We start from the raw sequence: 23,095 nt of genomic DNA, 5'->3' as shown, positions 1-23,095 counted from the left end.
CGTTAACATTTTTATTTGCAGTATAATGTGAACGTTAACATTTAATCTTATTTTATACTAACCTCGCCTTCTTTTCCATTATTTTCTCAACATAAAAGAAGCCTAAAGGCAATAACCTTTGGCTTCTTCTTTTTCATACCGCTTATTTGGCGGCTTTAGGGTTTTTCTTAAATTCCATCGTAATTTCCGTCCCGCGGCCTGTCCGGCTGTCAACTGCGATACAGCCGTCGTGAAGGTGGACAAGTTCCAAAGAAATCGCAAGGCCGAGACCGCTTCCTTCTGTCGCATCTTTTGTATGCGTTCCTCTGTAGTAGCGGTTAAATAAATTTGAGACGGTTTCCGAGTCCATGCCTCTTCCGTTGTCTTGAATTTTAAGAATAATATATTGCTTGGTTTCTTCAAGGATCACCTTGATATCAGTGCCTTTTTTGTTATGCTTGACGGCGTTGGCGAGAAGGTTTTCCAGGACTCTTCTGAACCAGCCTCTGTCTATCGCAAACTCGGTATCTTCTTGCGTATATTCAAAAGAAACGTTGTACCCTTCCGAAAACGAATGGCGTTTAAACTCTTCAACGAAGCTTTTTAAAAACGGTACAAGCCTCACTGTCTGGCGTTTAATCGGCAAGGCATCGTTCTTCAGCCTGTACGTCAAGTTCAGGTCTTCGATGAGCTGTGACATGTAGTCCGATTTTTCTTTCATCGCCTGGCCGATTTCACGGATTTCTTCTTTTGACCACTCATAGTTTGGAGACTCCAGCATCATACTGTAGCCGTAAATCGTGCTGAGCGGCGTTTTTAAATCATGGGAGAGCCCCGCGATCCATTCCTCCCGGGTCGTTTGGATTTTCTTGCGGTTTTGCTCGTCTTTTTTCAGCGTTTCCGTCAGCTGCTCCATCGATTCAAACACTTCTGTGAACAACCGGTACGGCTGTTTTCGCTTCCCTTTTTTGTTCCGGCTTTGCGGGCGGCCTTTCCGATTTCTCGGCTCTTCAAATCGCCCTTTTGAAAGGTTGACGATCCATTTAATCGTATGGATGATCGGCATGCCGAACCTGAAAGAATACCAAATCGTCATGGAAGACATCAATACGATCAGAACGCCGATCACGAGCAGCACGATTTTTAAAGCGAGCCCGATCATCGTCCTATTGAACTCGTGGTCCGGATTATAAATCGGGTTCGGGGTAGCGGCGATCAGCCATTCTGTCGCGCTTAAGCGCCTGTATGAAAACTCGTGCTCGTAGTTCCACGGCTTTGATCCGTATTTTAAAAGCTCCAGCTCTGTGATTCCCTGGCTGTAATCTATGTCCTGATAGACCGAGTCCAACATTTTTCCTTTTTCGCTGAACAGATAAACCGATCCTTTGTTTTTCTTGATGAAATCAAGCGTACTTTTTTTATAGGAAGAAAGATCCGCCATATTCTTTTCTTCTTTTTCCAAATAGGACAGGATCGTATCGCTTTTCGACTCCCAGCCGAATAAAATCACGTAGTCTTCATCATTGAAATTGGCAGACCAGAAATTGACTTGATATTTTTTGATTCTTTTTTTGTCAAAGACTGATACGAGGTCTTCCTTGTGGTACTGCCTCTGAATTTCCGGAGGAAGACGGTAGGAATAAACGGTTTTCTCCTTGCCGTCTAATATTTGAAGCCAGCCTCCCTGTTTGTCGATCGCCGATTTCAAGATATCTTCAATCTGCCAATTGTTATTGTCATCCACACTGACCCAGCTTTCAAACGTGTCTGATGTGGCTTTTGCCAAGCCTGTATCCGCCTCGCTCTCGCTTAACCGGAGAGCGAAAAAGATGAAGGATAACAGCAGAGTGGCGAGGACAAGACCGAGAATCAGGAAAATCTGGCTGACAAAATGGAGAACGAGCTTTCCTCTCAGCTTCATCCTTCGCTCTCTTTTCTTGCAGGATTGGGAACGAACTTATAGCCAAGACCGCGAATCGTGACGATATATTCGGGGCTGCTCGGGTCTTTTTCGATTTTCTCCCTCAGTTTTCTGATATGTACCATAACGGTGTTGCTGTCTCCGTAAGATGGAACGCCCCACACTTTTTCATAAATTTGGTCCTTGGAAAGCACTCTGTTCGGATGATCGCAAAAATATTGCAGAAGCTGGAGAAGCTGTGCGGAGCAGCTGACTGTTTCTCCGTCCACGATCAGCTCCGCAAAATCGGGATGAAATATAAACCGTTCATATTCGTAGGCTGAAGATACCGAAGCAGCCGCGACTTCTTTATGTATATACGTTCTTTTTAAATGCGCTTTAATCCTGGCGATTAATTCCAGAGGATTAAAAGGTTTTGTAATATAATCATCGGCCCCGTAGGCAAAACCTGACAGTTTATCGAGGTCGGATGTCTTCGCCGTTAAAAAGAAGATCGGAGCGTTGGTATGCCGCCTGATTTCAGGGGATACGTCAAATCCTGTCTGTCCCGGCATCATGACATCGAGAAGTATTAAGTGCACGGTATCCTTTTTCACGATGTCGAGCGCTTCTTCTGCGCTGCTCGCGGTCAGCACTTCTGAAAATCCTTCCTTCGTGAGGACGCGCTTGACCATTTGAACAATGGCGTCTTCGTCATCCACAATCAAAATTGTCGCATTTTCCAAAATCCTTCTTTCCTTTCTGTCTATATCGTGTTTTGATATCCTCATCTTACCATCTATTATATCTTTATCGGCACCCGTTTTCTGATTTTAAAGTAAAAATAAACTTTTTTAGAAATGATTTTTTACCTTTCGAAATCATGGAATAAAAAAACAGACATCGTCTGATGTCTGTCCAGATTGTTGACAAAATCCCAAAACGGCTTTTTGTTTTGGGATTTTGTCATCCCTTCAGCGTGATTGAAAACCCTTGCAGTCTAGGAAGGCCGAGCATCGGAGCGGAGCGAATGTTGGAATTCGTGAGCACCGACGCGCAGGCCTGACAACGAATGCGAGGGTTTGTCGACACGCTGAACAGACATCGTCTGATGTCTGTCAGCCGGTAGCCAGCCTCTGATCCTCTTCTTTTTTCAATAGATCATAAGTCAGGCAAACCGGTTTTCCTGTGCGCGGGTCTAAAATAATTTCAGCATCAATCTGAAACACCTTTTTCAATACATCTGATGTCATGACTTCATGAGGAGCGCCCTCTTTGACAATCGCACCGGAGTTCAGCGCCACCATGTGATGGGCAAAGCGGGCGGCATGGTTGAGGTCGTGAATAACCATCAAAATCGTCCGGCCTTCTTCTTTGTTGAGCTTTTCCAGCAGTTGCAGAATTTCAAGCTGGTGCGCCAAGTCCAAATAGGTTGTCGGTTCGTCGAGCAGCAAGAGCTCCGTTTCCTGGGCAAGAGCCATCGCAATCCAGACGCGCTGGCGCTGTCCCCCGGAAAGGGCTTCGATCGGCCGGTCATAAAAAGGCAGCATTCCCGTTACTTCGAGAGACCATTCAACCATGCGGCGGTCATCGGCCGAGAGCCTGCCCATTCCCTTTTGATGAGGAAAACGGCCGTAAGAAACGAGCTCATATACGGTCAGACCGCCTGGCGCCTCAGGGGTCTGCGGAAGAATCGCCATCTGTTTGGCTATATCTTTCGTCGACATTTGGTGGATCGCTTTGCCGTTTAAATAAACGGCGCCCGTTCTCGAACGCTGTATGCGCGCCATCGTTTTTAATATCGTTGACTTGCCGCACCCGTTCGGACCGATCATGGTCGTCACTTTTCCTTTTGGTATGTGGAGGTTTAAGTTTTCGACTATCATCTGTTCGCCGTAGCCGATCCCCAGGTTGTTTGTTGAAAGAGACACCTTTCACCCTTCCCTTCTTTAATTTGTTTTCATGAGCAAATAGATAAAGTACGGCGCGCCTAAAGCGGCAATGACTAACCCGACGGGAATTTCCGAAGGCGCCAGTATCATTCTTCCGATTAAGTCCGCCAGCAAAAAGAGCAATGCTCCTGTCAACGCGGAAGCCGGGATTAAAAGCTGATGCTTCGGCCCGACAAGCCTTCTGGCAATATGCGGAGCCACGAGACCGAGAAACGTAATATTCCCTCCAGCCGCTACACACGCGCCGCTCAGCGCGGCTGCCGACAGAAGCAGTGTGCGCCGCTCCTTTTCAACTGCCGTTCCAAGCCCTGTTGCGAGCTGATCGCCTAGATTCAGCACGTTTAAATAGCGTGCTTTGTAGAGGATAAAAGGAAGCAGCACGACAATCCAGGGCAGCACGGCCGAGACAAAGCTCCAGTTCGAACTCCATATATTTCCTGACAGCCAAACAGCCGCCTGCATAAAGTCATTCGGGTCCATTTTCAGCTGCAGCATTAAGATGGCCGCCGAAAACGCCGCATTCACTCCGATGCCGACCAGAACGAGGCGAATGGGATTCAAACCTTTTTTCCACGCCAGCAAATAGATGGAAACGACTGCAAAGCAGGCTCCCAAAAATGCGAAAATCGGCAGGGAAAAAACGAATCCTTTTTGCAGATTGCCAACATCCCCCTGAAAATAGAAGATGAACAGCACAACGGCAAAACCTGCTCCCGTATTGATGCCCAATATCCCCGGATCGGCCAGGTCATTCCGCGATATCCCCTGCCAGACGGCTCCGGAGACAGCAACTCCCGCACCGATCAGCATGGCGAGGATCATGCGCGGCAAACGGAATTCAAATAATACAAGTTCATCCTGCGGTGTTCCGAAGCCGAACAGTGTTTTCAATGTATCAAGCGGGGCGATGCGGATTTCTCCCATGTTCATGCTTAGTAAAAACACGGCGACCGTCAGCACGGCCATGACGAGCATCACCGCAGCCGCCCGTCTGTTGTTTTTCTTGAGCATTACAGTCCACTCCTTTCCCTGCGGGCCAGATAGAGAAAGAATGGTACGCCGACAAGCGCCGTGACTGCTCCGACAGGTGTTTCGAACGGCGGGTTGACCAGCCTTGCCGCAATATCCGCATAGATCAGCAGGACGGCGCCAAGCACCGCTGAGCATGGAATGATCCAGCGGTAATCAACCCCGACCAGAAAGCGGGTAATATGCGGAATGATCAATCCGATAAAACCGATCGCCCCGGCAACGGACACAGCGGCACCCGTCAGCAGAACAACCGACACGATTCCGATCGCTTTAACCGTCTTCGTATATTGACCGAGCCCTTTCGCCAGCTCCTCTCCCAAGCTTAGAACCGTAATGGAACGGGCGATGACAAAAACGACGGCCAAACCGAGCGCTGCCGCCGGAACCAACAACTGAATGCTGAGCCATTTCGTGCCGGCAACACCTCCGGCATACCAAAAACTGACGTCGGGCGCCACATCAAAATGGATCGCGATGCTCGTAGAAAGAGCGCTCAGAAACGTGCCGACAGCCGTACCGGCCAAAGCCAGCTTTACAGGCGTAAGACCGCCTTTTGAAAACATTCCGATCGCAAAAACGAGCCCCGCTCCAAGACCCGCGCCGGCAAACGACCAGATCATCAGCCCGACCGATGAGGTACCCGGAAAAAAAGCAAACGCGACAGCAATTGCAAAAGCTGACCCGTGCGTGACGCTCATAATTTCCGGCGATGCGAGAGGGTTTCTCGTCATCCCCTGCATCACGGCTCCGGAAACCGCCAGGCAGGCGCCCACAAGAGCCGCACTTACCGTCCTTGGCAGTCTGAGTTCCTGAATAATTTGATGGGCCGTATTTTTCGCATCAAAATGAAAAATGGCGTCCCAAACCGTTCCAAGCTTTATATCAGCCGCACCAAGCGCAATCGATAATGCGGCGCCAAACAGCAGCAGCATGATTCCGCCGGCCAGGACAAAAACAGCTCCGAGCGGACGGCTGATCGGTCTCTGTTCTTCATCAGGGCCATCCGCGCTGTTGATACGATGTATGTTTTTGTAAGAACTCACTCGATGCCATTCCTTTCGATCTTTTTAACCGATAACGATTATCATTTTCATTTTAAAGTATAACAGGCCTAAGCGGAAATTTTAATCAAAAATTTCGGCGGGAATCAAAAAGCCAGCCGATCTTCTGCTAAAAGACCCGGCTGGCAAAGAACTTTATCACACTTGATTATTTTTGAACTTTTTGTAGACGAAAGGGTAGATCGCAAGACCGACGAAAAACAGCCCGATTCCCAAGATAAAGGTGGTCAAGTCAGACGTGCCTGAAACGATGACCCATAAAGAATACGCCAGAGCAGCCAAGGCGATGATGCCGTCCCCTGTTCTTGAACCTTTCAGTTCGCCGTATGTCTCCCCTTTGAGGATGAGCTTCAAGCTGAAAACAGCCGCCACGAGATAAGGCACAAGGTAAGCGAGCGTCGCCGACGTTGTCAAAAACGTAAAGGCCTCGCTGATCGTTCCCGAAACCGTTGAGAAAATAAAGATCTGCGACATCACGTTTGTGACGATCAATGAATTGACAGGGCTTCCCTTTTTGTTCGTTTTCGCAAAGAAAGCAGGAAAATCACCGGCCTTTGCCGCCTGATAAGGAACCTCTGCACCGATTAAAATCCAGCCGAGCATCGATCCGAACAAAGAAACGATTGCCAAGACTGCCATAATCACGCTGCCAAAGCTGCCGATGATCACGTGCAGCACATCAACGAACGGTTTATCTGATGCCTGGAGCTGATCGTGCGGGATGACGCCCATCGTTATTAAAGTGATGATCATATAAATGCCGAGCGCAATTAACAGTCCGGTAATCGTCGCGCGTTTGACATCGCGCTGGGATGATGCGCGCCCTGATAAGATCACCGCAGACTCGATGCCGACAAACGCCCACAGCGTTGAAATCGCCGCATTGTGAACCTGTCCGCCCAGCCCAATACTTTTGCCTTCTGATTCGATTGGAAAATAAAATGATTCGAATAAAGCCGTCTGAAAAACGAACAAACCTGCAACAATAAACAGGACAAACCCAACCACTTTGGAAAAAGTCGCTAAAAAGTTCAGTTTGCCCGCTCCATTTATGCTGGAGACTAAGATGAAATGCGTCCCCCATAACAAAATTGTACACACGATAAATGTCAAGAGCTGGCCGAGTGTAACGGGGTGGCCGCCGAGTTCAATCACTTCGCGTCCGTCAGTTAAGATCGGCAGGAAAGTCGTCAAATAGCCTGCAAGGCTTGTTATGATGGCCACGTTGCTGATCCAGCTTGCCACCCAATACCCCCATACCATTGTAAAACCTGCCGCATTCCCTTTTTTAGGGTCTGAGAATAAAGCTCTTGCATAGCTTTGCGGACCGGCTTTAAGATCCGGGCGGCGAATGGATAAATGACCGAATACAAGGGCGATCATCAGCACCCCCGCACCCGTCACCAGCCATGCCGCCGTTACGCCGAACGGGCTTGCCGTCTGAGCGAGTGTGCTGGGGAGCATAAAAATCCCTGAGCCGACCATATTGCCGACAACAAAAGCGGTAAGAAGCCAGAAGCCCCATTTTTTTGTCTGTTCCATAAGATATAACCTCCGAGCATTTTATAAAAAATATGCCGGACCAGACCGTGAGATCATTCAAAATAAAAAAAGCATGAACAAAAGTCCATGCTTTGGTTAAACATACACTCTTGATCTCCGGATAGCCCTCCGCGGGAAAACCCGCGGCAGTCCTGCACTTATTCAATGCAGACCCAGCATAAAGAATGAATGGCTTCCTTATGCTTCGGCGCTGATGCCTTTTGCATATGATCATCGGCCCCATCAGCCTCACACATGCGACTCATCATCCGCGCAACCTCTACCTCACTAAGAGTTAAGAGTGAGGATTTATCACATATTCTGAAAAGAGGTTACCAGAGAAATTTTAATCTGTCAAAGGGAAGTGATGGAAAAAACGGACAGCCGCGCCAAAAGGCCGCCTGTTTTGGCAGCCTTCTGCAGAATGGAAGGCGGCGCTTCCATCTGGCATTTATCGGTTGTTTTTCTTTTTGTTGACCGCCTCTTGCAAAGGGTCTCCTTTCAGCGCTTGTCCTGCGTCTTCAAGCGCCCCCCGAACGGCGTGTTGGTCCTTTTCCTTATTTCCTCTATCTTTATTGAAGAAAATACCCAAATGAATCACCTCTTTAAAAATGTGGTACAATTTTAATTTGGCTTATCACTTTAAAATTATGCAGAACCTTGAATGTGTTTTTTAACTGAAAACACCATATTCTAGATGTAAACATGCTGATTGCCTCAGGAAAATGCGTTTTTTTGGCTGACAAGTTGCCACCATCTGTCTTGAAGGCCGCCAGAACTCTTGATATAGTTTTCATTAGGAAATTGTTATAGGTCTTAAAGGAGAAGCGATATGACAGGAAAAACACACATCATGGGAGGGGTCGCTTCTTGCACGGCTGCTGCTTATTTTTACGGATATGATCCAGTGTTCATGACAGCTTCGGGCGTTATCGGAGCATTGATTCCGGATATTTGCCATACAAAGAGCAAGATCGGCAGAAGGCTTCCGGTTTTATCAGCAGTGGTCAGTTCTGTCTTCGGGCACAGGACGTTTACACACAGCCTTCTCTTTTTACTCATCACGGCATTTGCGGCACATTTATATTTTACAGATCAGAGCATACTTGTCGGATTGATGGCCGGAATGGCGAGCCATCTGCTCCTTGATGCCGGGACTGTAAACGGCATCAAACTTTTCTTTCCATCCGCCATTAAGGTTCGGCTGCCCCTTTATATTAAAACCGGCGGGAAGGCGGAACAAGGCGTTCTGGCTGTGCTCACCGTTGTTTCGTGCTATTTTATTGCGAACTTGATCGCCTGACGAAAGGGACGGTTTGACCGATTGCTGTATTATGCTTTGTTCAGTCGTTTTATTTTGGTGTTCTTTACCTGCGGGGATTATATGTGAGGAGCTATTTATATGAAAGAACATTTTTTTAAAAAGCAGTGGTTTTTATGCCTATCCATATTTTTCATGTGGATGAAGACGTATTTCATCTACAAGCTGGGCTTTAATTTACAAATCGACAACGCACTTCAGGAATTGATCCTGTTTATCAACCCGCTTAGCTTTCTCATCCCTGTACTCGGCATCAGCCTCTTTTTTCGCGAAAAAACGCAGCGCCTCTATTTAATCGGGGCTAATGTCGTCCTGACGGGCATCTTGATTGCAAACAGCATTTTCTATGGTTTCTACATCGATTTCATCACCGTTCCCGTCCTGTTCCAGGCAAAAAACCTCGGGGGGCTTGGGAGTAGTTTTCAGGAGCTGTTCAATCCGATTTTCATCGCGCTTTTTCTGGATTTGGCTCTTTTGGTCTGGCTGGCAAAAACGCGTGCAAGAACCGGCAAAAAGCTTTCCGCTAAAGCCGTTAAGATCTACTACGCGGCAGCCGCCGGAACGGTGCTGTTTAATCTCGCCCTGTCGGAGCTGGATCAGCCGAAGTTTTTAAGCTACTCCTACGACAGGGAAGTGCTTGTAAAAAACATCGGCTTATATCAGTTTCATCTGTTGGACGGCATTTCACAGACCTTTAATTTGACACAGAAAGCGGTCGCTGATGAAAACAGCCTGGCAACGATCGAGAACTACACAAACGCCGACTACAGCAAACCGAACCAGGATAAGTTCGGGATAGCCGAAGGACGAAACGTCATCTTTGTAACGCTTGAATCCACTCAGACATTTGTCATCAATGAAAAGGTGAACGGCCAGGAAATCACGCCGTTCCTGAACAAATTCATTCAAAAAAGCTATTATTTCGACCATTTTTATCAGCAGACCGAACAGGGAAAAACGTCCGATTCGGAATTCATTGTCGCCAATTCGCTCTATCCGTCTCTGAGCGGTTCCGTGTTTTTTACGAAGAGTGAAAATGCGTATAATTCGATGTATAAAACACTGGCGAACCACGATTACAGAACATCGGTATTCCACGCCAACCATAAAAAATTCTGGAACAGGGACGTCATGTACAAAGCCCTTGGCATCGACAGCTTTTATGACGTCTCCTATTTTCATGTGACACCTGAAAATTCAACGGGCTGGGGACTGAAGGATAAGGAGTTTTTAACGCAATCGGCCGACTTGATGAAAGACTTGCCGCAGCCCTTTTACAGCAACCTGATCACATTGACGAACCACTTTCCGTTCCAAATTGATGATAAGGATAAGCTGATCGATGAATACGACTCGGACAGTGAGATTCTAAACCGGTATGTCACGACTGTACGCTATGAAGACGAATCATTGAAGCATTTCATTGCAAAACTGAAGAAAAACGGCCTTTACGACAATTCCGTGATCGTCTTCATGGGAGATCACTACGGCATATCAGAAGCGCACAACGATGCGCTGGCTCAATTTTTGGGCAAAGACGAAATCACCCCTTACGATACCGTTCAGCTGCAGCGTGTGCCGCTGATTATCCACATTCCGGGGGTAACGGATCAAGACCCGAAAACGATATCTGAAACAGGCGGACAGATTGATGTCAAACCGACATTGCTCCATTTGCTCGGAATTGATACAAAAGGCATGATTCAATTCGGTAATGACCTGTTTTCGAAAGAAAGAATGCCTTTCGCTGTGTTAAGAAACGGCAGCTTTATAACAGATGATTATATCTACACGAAAAATACGTGCTACAGCAAAAAAACCGGGGACATGATCAACGACAGAGAGGACAAATGCGGCCCGCTCATAGAGAAGGCGAATCAAGAGCTTTCCCTTTCCGATAAGATTATTAACGGTGATTTGCTGAGATTTTATAAAAAATAATCCGTCCCCTTTAAGCCGGATTCTCCCCGGCTTAAAGGGGCTGTTTAAATGGAGGGACAGCTGGGTATTATATACCGAATGTTAAAAATGAACTTGCGGTTTTGCAGTTCCTTCGTTACCCTAAATAAAAAGAGAAGTTATTTCGGTTACCGATTATTTCATAAAGTGTTATAAAAAATGATAAATAAGAAGGTTTTAATATGAGTGAAACACAGCATAAGACAAATCAATTGCCGATTGTTGCCGTCTTGATTATGGGGACTTTTATCGCCATTTTGAATCAGACGCTATTGACGACGGCTTTGCCTCCGATCATGAGGGACTTAAACATTACGCCGGGGCTTGCCCAATGGCTGACGACCGTTTTTATGCTCGTGAATGGGATCATGATTCCAGTTACGGCTTTTTTAATTGAAAAATTCACGACGAGAAAGCTGTTCATGGCGGCAATGTCTTTATTTACCGCCGGGACTCTGATCTGCGCCTTGTCATTCAGCTTTCCGGCGCTGGTTGCGGGACGCGTCGTGCAGGCGGCCGGTGCGGGCATTATGATGCCATTGATGCAGACGGTGCTTTTATTGATTTTCCCAAAAGAAAAGCGCGGATCAGCGATGGGAATGGTCGGGCTTGTGATTGCCTTCGCTCCTGCTGTCGGACCGACCTTGTCAGGCTGGATCGTCGACCGCTACCCTTGGGAAGTATTGTTTTACCTGTTGCTTCCGTTTGCCGTTATCGACATGATTGCCGCACACTTTATTTTAAAAAATGTCACCGAACAGACGTCGCCTAAGATGGATGTTACTTCCATCATCTTGTCTTCACTTGGCTTCGGCGGCATTTTGTACGCCTTCAGCAGCGCCGGTGTTGCGGGCTGGACGGGTGCGGACGTGCTGTGCGGCTTCGCGGTCGGCAGCGTTACGCTGTTTTGGTTCATTTGGAGGCAGCTCCATTTGGAAGAACCGATTTTGGAATTCAGGGTATTTAAATATCCGATGTTTACACTTGCGACGATTATCGGGATGGTTGTCTTTATGTCGATGATCGGAGCGGCGACGATCGTGCCGATGTATATGCAGGATATGCGCCATTTCACGGCGATGGAATCGGGAATGATGCTGTTTCCGGGAGCTGTCGTGATGGGGCTGATGTCTCCGATTACCGGAAGAATTTTTGACAAAATCGGCGCGCGGATCTTGAGCATCACCGGTTTGACGGCGATCTTCGTGACCACATTGCTCTTGACCCATCTGACAAAGACAACGCCTTTTGCGTATTTGTCTGCCGTCTATGCGATTCGGATGGTCGGCATGGGGATGGTGCTCATGCCTGTTACAACAGCCGGCTTGAACCAGCTCCCGCGCCATTTGATTCCTCATGGAACGGCCATGAACAATACGATGAGACAGATGTCCGGATCGATCGGGACGGCTGTTCTCATCACCATCATGACACAGCGTGCGCTTGCCGATCCTGCCGGTCCGTCTTCGGATACGGCGATGATTCACGGCGTCAATCTGGCGTTTATGACCGCGGCCGCATTGTCGGGAATCGGATTGGTTCTCTCATTCTTTATTAAGCAGCACCGCCGCGGACGGCTCGACGGCAGCAGAAGGAAACAAGCGAAAGGCCGCTTGGCCATCCATGAAAAATAATAAATCCCGGGTTTTTATGAACCCGGGATTTTCTTATGCTTATTCGAATCCGTGAACCATTGTGTCAGGATCGGGACCGACGCGCTCATCTTTGTTAAGAGCGTTGATTTTTTCGACATCTTCCGCTGTTAATTCAAAGTCAAATATGTCGGCATTTTCAATAATGCGGTGTTCTTTGATTGACTTCGGAATGGTGACGACTTCATTTTGCAAATCCCAGCGCAGGATGACTTGAGCGACGGATTTGTTGTATTTTTTAGCGATGTCAGTCAGCACTTGATCATCGAGGAGTTTTCCCTGCATGAGCGGAGACCACGCTTCCACCTGAATGCCCTGTTTCTTGCAGTAGTCCCTGAGTTCAGCCTGAGTCAGCCGCGGATGGAACTCAACCTGATTGACCATCGGTTTAATTTCCGCATCTTCCAATAAGCTTTCCAAATGGTGCACATTGAAGTTGCTGACGCCGATCGCTTTCACTCTGCCGTCTTTGTACAGCTTTTCAAGTGCGCGCCACGTATCTTTATATTTGTCTTTTCCAGGCCAATGAATCAAATATAAATCAAGGTAGTCAAGGCCGAGTTTTCGAAGGCTTTCATCAAAAGCCGCCAATGTTTTTTCATATCCCTGATCGCTGTTCCAAACCTTTGACGTGATGAAAAGCTCTTCGCGGGGAACGCCTGCTTCTTTAATCCCTTTGCCGACGCCTTCTTCGTTTTGATAGATAGCGGCTGTGTCAATGCTCCGGTATCCGTTTTTAATGGCTGCTTTCACAGATTCTACGACTTGGCTGCCTTCTTCCACTTTGAAAACTCCAAGTCCGAACCATGGCATTTTCACACCGTTATGTAATGTCACAGTATCCTTTAAACTGCTTACCATTTTGAACGACCACCTTTCTTTTTTTTCATGCTTTTAAACGCACCGCCGTTATTATCTCACACTGGGTGGATTTTACAAAACAACTTGCTCAACCGGCTTCATGAGCCAATACGAGCGCTCCGGTGATTCCCTGATCGTCGCCGAGACCCGGCGGCACGATGTATCCTTCAAGATCAGGCAGGTCAACGTATCCGTTCATATATTCGGCAAGCTTTTTGCGAATCAGCGGGAACAGCTGCTGCTGCTTCATGACACCGCCGCCCATGATGATTTTTTCAGGGCACAGGATCAAGATATATTGCATGAGAGCCTGCGCTAAGTAGTCGGCTTCAATCTCCCAAACTTCCTCGTTTCCAGCCAAATCATTGCCCTTTTTCCCCCAGCGCTTTTCAAGCGCCGGACCCGATGCCATCCCTTCAAGGCAGTCCTTGTGATACGGACAGATTCCTTCAAACGTATCGTGCGGATGCCGTCTAATGAGAAGGTGACCCATTTCAGGATGGAGCGTGCTCTGCACGAGCCGGCCGCCGACAATCGCTCCTGCTCCGATTCCTGTACCGACTGTAATATACAAGCAGCTTTCCAAACCTTGCGCCGCTCCTTTCGTCAGTTCGCCAAGCGCGGCAGCGTTTACATCAGTCGTAAACGAAACCGGTATGCCGAGCCTTTTTTTCAGCTCGGGAATAAACGGGTACCCCTTCCAGGCTAATTTCGGCGTATTGGTTATGTATCCGTAATCCTCTTTATCTTTTGCAACGGATATAGGTCCAAAAGAGCCCACCCCCATTGATGTGAGCTGATACTTGCTGAAGAAATCGGTCAGTTTTCCAATGGTCTCTTCAGGCGTCTCCGTCGGGATCGTCAGCCTGTCAATGATGTCTCCCTTTTCTGTTCCAACTGCACAAACAAACTTTGTGCCTCCTGCTTCTATTGCACCGTAATGTTTCATCCTCTCGGCTCCTTTTCATCTGTTTGAATTGCTTTAATTGAATCATAAATCAGACGATGAAAGAAAGCAATCGCACTGAACAATGATTCACCAGAGCATGGAGGCTTTTGATGCTGACGGAAAAATGCTTCCCGAAAATGTGACAGTTTTCAAACAGCTGCAGCGTTTGTTTTTTCGCTTAAAGAGGCTTCTGCCCGCTTTATTTCAACTGTGAGAAAGAGGATTTTTTCAGGCCCGCTCGAAGCTTTAATGAGGAGGGATATCATGAAGCATCCATTCCACACTTACCGTTCGTTATTTCCGATATTGTCTGGTCATGTTCACCTTGCCGCATGCTCCGGAAGCGCGTTGGCACTGCCTGTTGCCAAAGCGGTTGATGAGTATCAGAACGGCCTTTTAACAGCCGGTACAGACTGGAAAGCGCATCTCGGCAAGATGGATGAAGTCAAGGAAACATTCGCCCGGCTGATCGGCGCCGAAAAAGAAGAGATAGCCATTTTGCCGTCAGTATCTGACGCCGTGGCGGCTGTCGCCGCTTCATTGCCGCAGCTACCCCACCGAAGGCAGATCGCCTTCACGGATATCGATTTTCCTGCCGTCGGCCAAATTTGGCTTGCGCAAGACCGTTTCAAAGATCATCTCATCATCATTCAGAGCGAAGACGGGATGATTGACTTGGAACAATACGAAAAAGACGTTACCGATCAGACGCTCTTGACTTGTGTACCCCATGCCGGCTATCGGAACGGGTTTAAACAAGATGTAAAACAGATTGCCGAGATTGTTCATCAAAAAGGGTCGCTTTTATTTGTCGACGCCTATCAAACCGCCGGACACATTCCGATTCATGTCAAAGACATGGATATCGACATCCTTGCGGCGGGAACGCGCAAGTACATGCTCGGCATTCCCGGAACGGCTTTTTTGTATATGAAACGCGAACTTTGCGGACAATTTGTGCCGAAGACGGCCGGCTGGTTCGGCAGGAACAAACCATTTGCCTTAGATTCATGCTTTGCGGAAGGTGCGACACGCTTCGAGTCGGGGACACCGTCATTTATCAGCATTTACGCGGCAGACGCGGCACTGAGGCTGCTGCTTGAAGCAGAGCCCGGCAGGATCGAGCACTACCTGCGGGAGCTCGCGGCATTCTCTTTGCAATACGGGGCGGAAAAAGGCCTGAAGATCATAGGCCCCGAGACCGTACATAACAGAACAAGCCTGATCTCGGTGTATGCCGAAGAGGCGGGCCGTATGGAAGCTCTCTTGCGTGAAAAGCATATCATCGTCTCAGCGCGAAACAACGTCATCAGAATAGCCCCGCATTTTTACAATACAAAGGAGGAAATCGGGTTTGTGATGGATGAGATGGCGGCGCTCTTTAGTTAACCCTGCTTCAAAATAGACAGAATACGATTTTTTCCTTAAACTATAAAAAACAATTTTCATCAAGGAATGAGACAAATTGGAGCTTTATATTGACGGAGAAATAGAAAAGCAGAGGAAGTCACCGTGCCGAAGCGTCTTGTTTGCCATTTTGGCTGTTTTGCTTGCGTCAGGCATTACCATCGGATATATCGTGTATACGCATTTTTACTCGATGAATCATCTGCCGAAAGGAAATTGGATTCAGTCTTCCGCTTCGCCGAATCAAGCATACAACCTGAATTTGTATAGCGTGAATAAAGGCGGGGGAACGAACTCCCCTTCCGTCAGAGGGGAATTGACAACGGTTGCCACCGGTGAACGAAAAAACATCTATTGGGGATACGAAGAAGAACATGTCAAAATCGAATGGCAGGACAAATACCATGTGTCCATCAACAACAACGTGCTGGATGTCAGAACTGATATATATGATGGAAGAAGAGAGTGACAGCGTCACTCTCAGCCTTTGGAAAAAGTTTGTATGACCGCTCGTATAAGCCGCTGCATCTCCATGAAATGGACAACAAAACTGTGGTTTATTTACTGAAAAAACGTAATATACGTTCATTTACGTATTGAGGCTGTTCCATTGATAAAACGTGACCTGCCTGTTTTATGATTTCCGCTTCAATACCTGGAACTAATGTTGAGGCGCGATGTAAGGCTGATTGCGGGTCATAGATGACTTCATGTTCACCCAGCAATAATAGAATAGGGACTTTTACTGATTTTAATTCGTCGTCAGTGAAAACATACGGAAATCCGTCAGCGTTAGGCCTTGGCTGTCTTAATCCATCCTGCCACATTACGCCTGCATGAAACTGCTCTGCAAAAACCGGGTGTAACACATTACGATCTGTCATCATCCAATTTAAGAAATTCTCTACTCCATCAGGCTCTGTGAGGCTAAGAGCGTATTGATAAAAATCGTGATGAAACGGCAAAAATGTTTCCGCGGGACTAAGGATCGCTGCGCTCTCTACTCTCTCTGGCGCACGTAAAGCGAAATTCATCGTATGAAGCCCGCCAAGCGAAAGACCAACCATGTGCGACTTCTCTATCCCCAAAGCGTCGAACACTTCGAGAAGCCAATCAGCGTAACCCGCCCTCGTACCGCATAAATCTGCAGGGATGCTTTTGTTCTTATCACCTATGATATCAATTGCGTATGTTCGGTATTTGCTGCTCCAATCCTCGATATTGGGGTACCACATAGTGGAACTGAATAATGCGCCGTGAAGCAATACAAGCGGCGGGGCATCCTCAGGTCCGCTTGCAATAATATGCGTTTGGCCGAAACGGGTAGATACGTAGAAAGTTTTGTAATGAACTGGCCAAAGACCAAGGCTTTCCTTATAAGCCCGAAAATAGCGAATGCCGCTGTCACTTAAATCAGGGGTAATCGGTGAATGGTTTGACATGAAATATTTCCCTCCCAATAAATCCTCTTCAAATGAATATGCCGTTTCGTGCAGGGGAGTTTGTCATTATATATAACAGACTCTATATATAATATATTACAGAATAAATTAATCATCAAATTCCAATTTTAAAAAGCTTTATATTATGATACAGAACTATGAAATTTAATATAACAGATTTTAATGAACGATTTCGATTTCGTAATCTCCTGCATGTAAAATGAAAATAGAAAATATGTTATATATCCTCAAGAAAAAGAGAAGCGATTTGATGAATAAAAGCTTTTATATTATTTAGCCAGACCACTTTCCTCTATATACGCTGGAAATCATTTCATTTTTGTTTAAGATGACAAACTCTTTAACCTGCCAGAATATGAAGAAGATTGCCACAGACTCAGCCTAGTGTAGAAAAGTTTGTAAATAAAAAAACTTATAGAAACAATGGTTTCTCCAAAAAAGAGAGTGACAGCGTCACTCTCTTTTCGTGTACATATCATTTGAAACACCGTTTAAAAAATGCGTTTCCTTTCCAAGGGAAAAGAGATGGAGCTCATGCATCGCCCTCGTGCACGCCGTATAAAACAGAGTCCGCTCTCTTTCTTTTTTGTATTGTTTTTCAGAAGCGTCATAAATGACGACGGCATCAAATTCGATCCCTTTCGCCAAATAGACGGGAATGACGATCACGCCTTTTTGAAACGTTCTCGTTTCTTTATCGATCAGTTTAAGCTCTGTATGCTGCTGAAGATGCCGGAACGCATCCCTGCATTCCCGGACTGTTTTACAGATGACTGCAATCGTCTCAAGTCCTTCTTTTTGAAGGGCGGTCATAAGGGAAGCCATCTTTTTATGGTGTGCATGAATGTCGGCCGATATTGTCAAAGTCGGTTTTTTGCCGTTCCTGTTAAAGGCTTCGATCTCTTCGCCTCCCTCGATGATGCACTTTGTCAATTCAACAATTTCTTTCGTCGACCTGTAGCTGCGCTTCAAGGTGATGATCTCCGTTTTTTCGCCTTCAAACACGCCTCCCGACAGGAGCGTCTTATCGTGATAGGCATGGGCAAGAATCGCCTGGTTTAAGTCTCCCAGCATTGTGATGCTGCACGCGGGAAACAGGCTCTTCAAAAAAGCAAGCTGAAAAGGCGTGTAATCCTGGGCTTCATCAATGAATAAATGGCGGATTGCCGTGTTTTTTCTCCCGCCTGTCAGCTGGTTTTTCATATATAAAAAAAGGACGGCATCTTCATACGGCAGCTTCTCAAAACGAAAGCTTTTCTGGGTGAATGTGCAAATGCTTTGCCAGTCATCAGGGCGGGTTTGCGGAGTATAGCGCCCGGAAAAAAGCTGAAGGTACGTTCCTTTAAAATCAATAAAGCCGAACGCTTTTACTGCTTGCTTGAGCGGCTTGAACTCCCTTTCGGCAATGATGGCGGAAAGGAGGTTTTGTTCCCTTTCATAATCGTCAAACGTATTCTCCGTAAAGCGCTGTTCTTCCTGAAGACGTTTATAGGCCTTTAAATATTCCTCTTTATCCAGCAGCTCGCTTTCCTCGATGACCCAGTCTTTTTTTCTTTCTTGGCGTTCGTATTTGTTCAGCAGCTGTAACAGCCATTTTCCCGTTTTTTCAATCCGGTTGGACAGCGTATCTGCATGATCAAGGGCCGCGAAAAATTCCTGCACCTGATCGCTTGTAATGATCCTTTTTCCGCGAAAGGCGATATGTTTAAACACCAGATCCAGACGCCCTTTTGCCAAACATTTCACGTAATCATCGATAATGCCTTTGAAGGCCAGACTGGATTTCAATTCGATTGATTTTATCCGGATGCGCTGCTCCTCATCGTCTGAAGCAGTTAAACAATATTCGAGCTGATCGAACGGAGTCTCGCACGAAACCTGCTTTCCAAGGCGGCGCGCCACAAATTCCTGGAATGTCGTCTGCTGGATGTTTTCCTCTCCGAGCTCAGGCAGAACATTGGCGACATAGCTGTTAAAAAGCAGGTTTGGAGAGAATAGCAGCATCTGGCTCGACTCGATCTGCCCGCGGCCGCGGTACAGCAAATACGCGGCCCGCTGCAATGCCGCCGACGTTTTTCCACTGCCAGCCGCCCCCCGAACAATTAAAAAGCGGCTTCTTTCGTTCCGAATAATCTGATTCTGTTCTTTTTGAATCGTGGCGACGATGCTTTTCATCTGAATATCTGCCTGCTGCCCCAGGACTTCCTGAAGGACTTCATCTCCAATCGCCATATCCGTATTAAACATCGCTTTCAGCCGGCCGTTTTTGAAGAGAAATTGCCTTTTCAGCTCAATCGTTCCCCTGACTGTCTCGTCCGGAACTTCGTATTGAGCCGCACCGGGACCATAGTTGTAAAACAGACTGGAAATCGGCGCTCTCCAATCATAAATCAAAAACCGCTCTTCTTTTTCGTCCATTAAAGAGGCGAGTCCGATGTAGACGGATTCAGCGTTTTCTTCGCCGTCCTCCAAAAAATCTACACGGCCGAAATAAGGCGATTCTTTCACTTTTAACAAGTTTTTCAACTCGTTGTAAAACTGCTTATGGCTCCTTTCCCTTTCAGCCAAAAACTCAGCCTGCTGTTTAATGCTAAAAAATGTTTCAACCGCTTCATTTTCATCGGCTAAGTTTACAGTGACATCGCTCCAGAAGTGTTTCCGTAAATCAATGATATCCTCCTTCAATCCGCCGGTCTTTCCCTTTAGAGAATGAAGCTTCTGATCCAATTCCTTTAAAACAAGCCGGATTCGTTTTTCCTCTTCCAGCCATTCCTGACCGTTTTCCTGCACGCTGACCACTCCCTAAAAAGATTTGACATCAAAAAAGATTCATGATAAAATATAATTGGATAATACTATAATGTTTTAAATTTTACGCTGAAATACACTTCATCTTATCATATAACGTTTGGTCAAATCAATATGAAAAGCCGATTTTTCAATCAACGAAAAATCGGCTTTTTTTCTATTCAGCTGTGGGACCGCAGCGAACGATTCGGCAGCTTCCAGTTAAACATGTACGAACATACGCGGCATGCGACCAGCATAGCAAACAGGATATACAGCGTGAGCGGCTTCTCCGCCCAGCCCATGCCGATAATGAATCCGCCCAAAGCGGCCCAAACGGCGTAGATCTCGGTTTTCAGCACGAGCGGCTTTCTTCCGGCCAAAAGGTCACGGATCATTCCGCCGCCGCTTCCTGTTAAGACCGCCGCAACGATCACCGCGCTGACCGGATGGTTCATGTGAACGGCATAAAGCGCTCCCTGTATCGCAAATGCGGCAAGACCGATCGCATCTGAAAAGCTCCCCCAGATGCTCCAGTGCTTTAACAGGAGCTTCGGAAACAAAAAAACGATCGTGATCGAAACAAGAGCGATTAGAAACAGGCTCCCCTGCTCCCACAAGGCGGACACCGGAACTCCGATGAGCAGGTTTCTGATCGCCCCTCCGCCGAACGCCGTCACAATCCCCAATATATAAACTCCTAAAATATCATACTCTTCTTCCATTGCAACGATCGCTCCGCTGATCGCAAAAGCGACGGTGCCGATGATGCTCAACACTTCCCAAGCCATCTAAGGTGTCCTCCATACTAAACTTCAATCTTTTTGATTTTATAACTTCTCCAACCTTTAAATCAACCCTCTCTGAATCAAAATATCTTATAATATAAAAAGACATTTTAAAAGGGGTGGAAACATGGAACAGGAGATCATCATTGAAAAAGCGAAAGCCCGGTGGGCCCAGGAATTTGAAGCTGAAAAACAGCGGCTCACGGATGTCCTCGGAAAAAAAGTTCTCGCTATCGAACATATCGGCAGCACCTCTGTTCCCGGCCTTGCGGCAAAACCGGTGCTCGATCTGATGGCTGGCGTCAACAGTCTCAGCGAAGCTTCAGCGTGGATCGAACCGCTTGAGAAGCTCGGTTATGAGCACGTATTTCACGAAGCCTTCCCGGCCAGGCGCTTTTTTCGAAAAGGAATGTGGAGGGCGGGCACACACCATCTGCACGTATACGTTTTTCAAAGCGAAGAATGGAAAAACCAGCTGAGATTCCGAAATTATTTAAGAAAGCACTCCGCCGAGCGGCAAGAATATGAAACATTGAAAAAAACCTTGGCGCGGCGCTTTCCATATGACCGTACCTCCTACACAAAAGGAAAAGAGGCGTTCATCAAAGCCGTGATTGAGAAAGCAAAACATTTGGAAAGGAGCGGCCCGGCATGCTGAAAAAGACAAAACATAAATTGTTTACAATAGCCATCGCCTTCATTATGGCGGTTTTGTTATACTACTATGTCCAATTTACGAAGTGAAAGCAGGCATTATACGCGCAAGGCCATTCGGACCGTTTTGAGGATATGCCCTTCAAAGTCTTCATCATATTCGGAGACATCCTCAAAACCCTTCGCCTTGTAAAAGTTTTTTCCGGTGCGGTTTTCTGTTTCAACCTCTACAAAGATCTTTTTCACTCCCTCCAAATGTTTTATCCCCTCTTCCAATAATGCGGTTCCGATGCCTTTTCCTTGGTATTCCGGTGCTAAATAAATGGCAGCGAGATAAGCCTCCCCTCCTTCTCTGACAAAGGAGTAGTTAGCAAAGCCGACAATTTTTCCGTCCGCTTCTGAAACGAGCATTAACGAGTGTTCCAAACGCTGCTGCATTCTCTCATCATTGTACGCTTTCTGCAAGAATTTCTCTTGAATATCGAAAGGGATGATCCCTTCATACGTATGATTCCAGCTTGTTTTGGCAATCTGCTGCACTTGACGGATGTCTTTCTTTTTCATTTTACGAATCTTAAATTCCATCCTCATCCTCCTTATCCATTTGATAATTTCCAAATATTATAGCATTCATTTTGTTGAACATGTAAAAAAAGAGCATTGTCAGACAATGCTCTTTTACTCGTCTTTCCCCTTGAGAAAGCACATAAAAATGATAATCAAAATAAATGCGATAAGGGCGAGAAACGGAATCGTGATGAAACCGAACCAATTGATATACTGCCCTGAGCAAGGCACTCCTGTGACACACGGTTTAATGCCGTTGAATCCGGGAATTTTTTGTTCCATGTAATGCATCAGGGAAATGCCTGCGCCGATCACCGCCATCGGCAGCACGTATTTTTTCACTCGGGCATCGCCCTGGAATGTCGCAATTCCAAGGATCAGCACGAGCGGATACATCATAATCCGCTGATACCAGCACAGTTCGCAAGGAATGAATTTACGGATTTCGCTGAAGTACAGGCTGCCTAGCGTCGCTGTTAATGAGACGATCCAGGCACCGTACAGAAAGAGCAGTTTATTTTTCATCAGACTCGCCTTTCAGCTCTTTGTCGATCGTTTCTTTGATTTTGTCATAATCAAACGGTTTATCGATTTTTATGCCGTTGACAAAGATCGTCGGCGTCGAGTCTACACTGTATTTGCTGATGAGCGAATTGTCCGTTTTTAATTGCTCAGAGAACGTTTTGTCATTTAAGCTGCTGACGAGCTTATCGCGTTTGATTTTCGTATTCGTTTCCGTGATGTCCGCCAATTTTGCCGGTGTCGCCCACTCGTTTTCCATCGTGTCATTGTCAGGCTGCGCTTTGTACAGTGCTTCATGGAATTTCCAGAATGAAGCCGGATCTTCCTTCCATACTTGCTCGGAAGCGAGGGCGCTCAATTCAGACCCTCTGCCGTGCTGTTCATTGACGAAGTTAATATATGAAAAATTAACTTGATCTTTATCGATGTAATCCTTTTTCAAATCCGGAAAGACGGTCTCAGTCCACTGTTTGCAGCTTGGACATTTGTAATCTCCGAATTCTGTGATCGTTACAGTCGCATCTTTGTTACCAAGAAGCGGCTGTCCTTCAGTTGAAGGCTTGTCATCAAAGGTTTGCGAAGCATTTTGGGTTTGATTGTTGAGTACGACAAGTGCGCCGATCAGAAAAACGACCACGACTGTCATAATCACTGCAAATTTCATCGGTGACTGCTGTTTTTTCTTCACTTAGACACCTC

Annotated in this window: 21 protein-coding genes and 1 riboswitch; of the genes, 6 read left to right on the top strand and 15 right to left on the bottom strand. The window is 46.7% G+C overall.

The features are described 5' to 3' along the window. Positions 1-142 precede the first annotated feature (142 nt). The 7 genes from MST20_RS11160 to sspJ all read right to left on the bottom strand — a co-directional run bounded on the left by MST20_RS11160 (position 143) and on the right by sspJ (position 8,058). Complete coding sequence (locus MST20_RS11160) at positions 143-1,900, bottom strand: sensor histidine kinase (protein ID WP_243942190.1); 1,758 nt, start codon at positions 1,898-1,900, stop codon at positions 143-145. After that, entirely contained in the window at positions 1,897-2,625 is a 729-nt protein-coding gene (locus MST20_RS11155; RefSeq protein WP_003185174.1) for a response regulator transcription factor, read from the bottom strand. The genes MST20_RS11160 and MST20_RS11155 overlap by 4 nt, the downstream gene beginning before the upstream one ends. A 372-nt stretch (positions 2,626-2,997) precedes the next feature. Beyond that, positions 2,998-3,765, bottom strand: a complete 768-nt coding sequence (locus MST20_RS11150; RefSeq protein WP_243942570.1) for an ABC transporter ATP-binding protein — start codon at positions 3,763-3,765, stop codon at positions 2,998-3,000. A gap of 63 nt (positions 3,766-3,828) precedes the next feature. Continuing rightward, entirely contained in the window at positions 3,829-4,842 is a 1,014-nt protein-coding gene (locus MST20_RS11145) for a FecCD family ABC transporter permease (RefSeq protein WP_243942188.1), read from the bottom strand. Then, a complete protein-coding gene (locus MST20_RS11140; protein ID WP_243942186.1) occupies positions 4,842-5,906 on the bottom strand; it encodes a FecCD family ABC transporter permease in 1,065 nt (354 codons plus the stop codon). The genes MST20_RS11145 and MST20_RS11140 overlap by 1 nt, the downstream gene beginning before the upstream one ends. Positions 5,907-6,062: 156 nt before the next feature. Beyond that, entirely contained in the window at positions 6,063-7,466 is a 1,404-nt protein-coding gene (locus MST20_RS11135) for an amino acid permease (protein WP_243942184.1), read from the bottom strand. A 114-nt stretch (positions 7,467-7,580) separates the two neighbouring features. Further along, positions 7,581-7,757: riboswitch (Lysine riboswitch) on the bottom strand. Positions 7,758-7,917: 160 nt separating this feature from the next. Continuing rightward, the gene (gene sspJ / locus MST20_RS11130; RefSeq protein WP_165428053.1) at positions 7,918-8,058 is read right to left on the bottom strand and encodes a small acid-soluble spore protein SspJ; all 141 of its coding nucleotides are present in this window, start codon (positions 8,056-8,058) and stop codon (positions 7,918-7,920) included. A 240-nt stretch (positions 8,059-8,298) separates the two neighbouring features. Here sspJ and MST20_RS11125 point away from each other — a divergent pair, with 240 nt between their 5' ends. The 3 genes from MST20_RS11125 (at position 8,299) to MST20_RS11115 (ending at position 12,380) form a co-directional block, all read left to right on the top strand. Further along, positions 8,299-8,769: a metal-dependent hydrolase gene (locus tag MST20_RS11125; RefSeq protein ID WP_165428054.1), complete on the top strand. Its 471-nt coding sequence runs from the start codon at positions 8,299-8,301 to the stop codon at positions 8,767-8,769. Between the two features lie 99 nt (positions 8,770-8,868). After that, entirely contained in the window at positions 8,869-10,728 is a 1,860-nt protein-coding gene (locus tag MST20_RS11120; RefSeq protein ID WP_243942183.1) for an LTA synthase family protein, read from the top strand. 200 nt (positions 10,729-10,928) lie between these two features. Continuing rightward, entirely contained in the window at positions 10,929-12,380 is a 1,452-nt protein-coding gene (locus MST20_RS11115; protein ID WP_243942181.1) for an MDR family MFS transporter, read from the top strand. A gap of 39 nt (positions 12,381-12,419) precedes the next feature. Here MST20_RS11115 and MST20_RS11110 read toward each other — a convergent pair whose 3' ends face one another. Together MST20_RS11110 and MST20_RS11105 are read right to left on the bottom strand one after the other, a co-directional pair. Further along, complete coding sequence (locus tag MST20_RS11110) at positions 12,420-13,259, bottom strand: aldo/keto reductase (RefSeq protein WP_075751370.1); 840 nt, start codon at positions 13,257-13,259, stop codon at positions 12,420-12,422. Between the two features lie 88 nt (positions 13,260-13,347). Further along, positions 13,348-14,208 (bottom strand): ROK family protein, encoded by an 861-nt coding sequence (locus MST20_RS11105; RefSeq protein ID WP_243942178.1) that lies wholly within the window; start codon positions 14,206-14,208, stop codon positions 13,348-13,350. A gap of 264 nt (positions 14,209-14,472) precedes the next feature. Between MST20_RS11105 and MST20_RS11100 the strand changes: the two genes are divergently transcribed. Further along, entirely contained in the window at positions 14,473-15,597 is a 1,125-nt protein-coding gene (locus MST20_RS11100) for an aminotransferase class V-fold PLP-dependent enzyme (protein ID WP_243942176.1), read from the top strand. Between the two features lie 76 nt (positions 15,598-15,673). Then, positions 15,674-16,084 carry a DUF5412 domain-containing protein gene (locus MST20_RS11095; protein ID WP_025809893.1) on the top strand — a complete coding sequence of 137 codons (411 nt, stop codon included), beginning with the start codon at positions 15,674-15,676 and terminating at the stop codon, positions 16,082-16,084. Positions 16,085-16,172: 88 nt separating this feature from the next. Here MST20_RS11095 and MST20_RS11090 read toward each other — a convergent pair whose 3' ends face one another. From MST20_RS11090 to MST20_RS11080, 3 genes are all read right to left on the bottom strand, one after another. After that, the gene (locus MST20_RS11090) at positions 16,173-17,057 is read right to left on the bottom strand and encodes a carboxylesterase (protein WP_023856268.1); all 885 of its coding nucleotides are present in this window, start codon (positions 17,055-17,057) and stop codon (positions 16,173-16,175) included. Positions 17,058-17,531: 474 nt separating this feature from the next. Then, the gene (helD, locus tag MST20_RS11085; RefSeq protein WP_243942174.1) at positions 17,532-19,868 is read right to left on the bottom strand and encodes an RNA polymerase recycling motor HelD; all 2,337 of its coding nucleotides are present in this window, start codon (positions 19,866-19,868) and stop codon (positions 17,532-17,534) included. A gap of 179 nt (positions 19,869-20,047) precedes the next feature. Then, positions 20,048-20,656, bottom strand: a complete 609-nt coding sequence (locus tag MST20_RS11080) for a trimeric intracellular cation channel family protein (RefSeq protein ID WP_243942172.1) — start codon at positions 20,654-20,656, stop codon at positions 20,048-20,050. A 124-nt stretch (positions 20,657-20,780) separates the two neighbouring features. Between MST20_RS11080 and MST20_RS11075 the strand changes: the two genes are divergently transcribed. Next, positions 20,781-21,311: a GrpB family protein gene (locus tag MST20_RS11075; RefSeq protein WP_243942170.1), complete on the top strand. Its 531-nt coding sequence runs from the start codon at positions 20,781-20,783 to the stop codon at positions 21,309-21,311. A gap of 95 nt (positions 21,312-21,406) precedes the next feature. Here the strand turns inward: MST20_RS11075 and MST20_RS11070 are convergent, their stop codons facing one another. The 3 genes from MST20_RS11070 to MST20_RS11060 form a co-directional block, all read right to left on the bottom strand. Next, on the bottom strand, positions 21,407-21,892 hold the full coding sequence (locus MST20_RS11070) for a GNAT family N-acetyltransferase (RefSeq protein WP_243942169.1): 486 nt from the start codon (positions 21,890-21,892) through the stop codon (positions 21,407-21,409). A gap of 93 nt (positions 21,893-21,985) precedes the next feature. Continuing rightward, positions 21,986-22,399, bottom strand: a complete 414-nt coding sequence (locus tag MST20_RS11065; RefSeq protein ID WP_003185211.1) for a disulfide oxidoreductase — start codon at positions 22,397-22,399, stop codon at positions 21,986-21,988. After that, positions 22,389-23,084, bottom strand: a complete 696-nt coding sequence (locus MST20_RS11060; RefSeq protein ID WP_243942167.1) for a thioredoxin domain-containing protein — start codon at positions 23,082-23,084, stop codon at positions 22,389-22,391. The genes MST20_RS11065 and MST20_RS11060 overlap by 11 nt, the downstream gene beginning before the upstream one ends. Between the last annotated feature and the right edge of the window lie 11 nt (positions 23,085-23,095).

Origin of the sequence: Bacillus sp. B19-2 (assembly GCF_022832475.1) — a bacterium.
In the GTDB taxonomy this organism is placed as follows: domain Bacteria; phylum Bacillota; class Bacilli; order Bacillales; family Bacillaceae; genus Bacillus; species Bacillus paralicheniformis.
Note: the sequence above shows the minus strand (reverse complement) of the source record. Positions and strands in the feature narration are given on the sequence as shown.

Coding starts and splice junctions, on each gene's coding strand:
- MST20_RS11160 (WP_243942190.1), bottom strand. CDS start 1,900: ATGAAGCTGAGAGGAAAGCTCGTTCTCCATTTTGTCAGCCAGATTTTC.
- MST20_RS11150 (WP_243942570.1), bottom strand. CDS start 3,765: ATGATAGTCGAAAACTTAAACCTCCACATACCAAAAGGAAAAGTGACG.
- MST20_RS11145 (WP_243942188.1), bottom strand. CDS start 4,842: ATGCTCAAGAAAAACAACAGACGGGCGGCTGCGGTGATGCTCGTCATG.
- MST20_RS11135 (WP_243942184.1), bottom strand. CDS start 7,466: ATGGAACAGACAAAAAAATGGGGCTTCTGGCTTCTTACCGCTTTTGTT.
- MST20_RS11125 (WP_165428054.1), top strand. CDS start 8,299: ATGACAGGAAAAACACACATCATGGGAGGGGTCGCTTCTTGCACGGCT.
- MST20_RS11120 (WP_243942183.1), top strand. CDS start 8,869: ATGAAAGAACATTTTTTTAAAAAGCAGTGGTTTTTATGCCTATCCATA.
- MST20_RS11115 (WP_243942181.1), top strand. CDS start 10,929: ATGAGTGAAACACAGCATAAGACAAATCAATTGCCGATTGTTGCCGTC.
- MST20_RS11110 (WP_075751370.1), bottom strand. CDS start 13,259: ATGGTAAGCAGTTTAAAGGATACTGTGACATTACATAACGGTGTGAAA.
- MST20_RS11105 (WP_243942178.1), bottom strand. CDS start 14,208: ATGAAACATTACGGTGCAATAGAAGCAGGAGGCACAAAGTTTGTTTGT.
- MST20_RS11100 (WP_243942176.1), top strand. CDS start 14,473: ATGAAGCATCCATTCCACACTTACCGTTCGTTATTTCCGATATTGTCT.
- MST20_RS11090 (WP_023856268.1), bottom strand. CDS start 17,057: ATGTCAAACCATTCACCGATTACCCCTGATTTAAGTGACAGCGGCATT.
- MST20_RS11080 (WP_243942172.1), bottom strand. CDS start 20,656: ATGGCTTGGGAAGTGTTGAGCATCATCGGCACCGTCGCTTTTGCGATC.
- MST20_RS11075 (WP_243942170.1), top strand. CDS start 20,781: ATGGAACAGGAGATCATCATTGAAAAAGCGAAAGCCCGGTGGGCCCAG.
- MST20_RS11070 (WP_243942169.1), bottom strand. CDS start 21,892: ATGGAATTTAAGATTCGTAAAATGAAAAAGAAAGACATCCGTCAAGTG.
- MST20_RS11065 (WP_003185211.1), bottom strand. CDS start 22,399: ATGAAAAATAAACTGCTCTTTCTGTACGGTGCCTGGATCGTCTCATTA.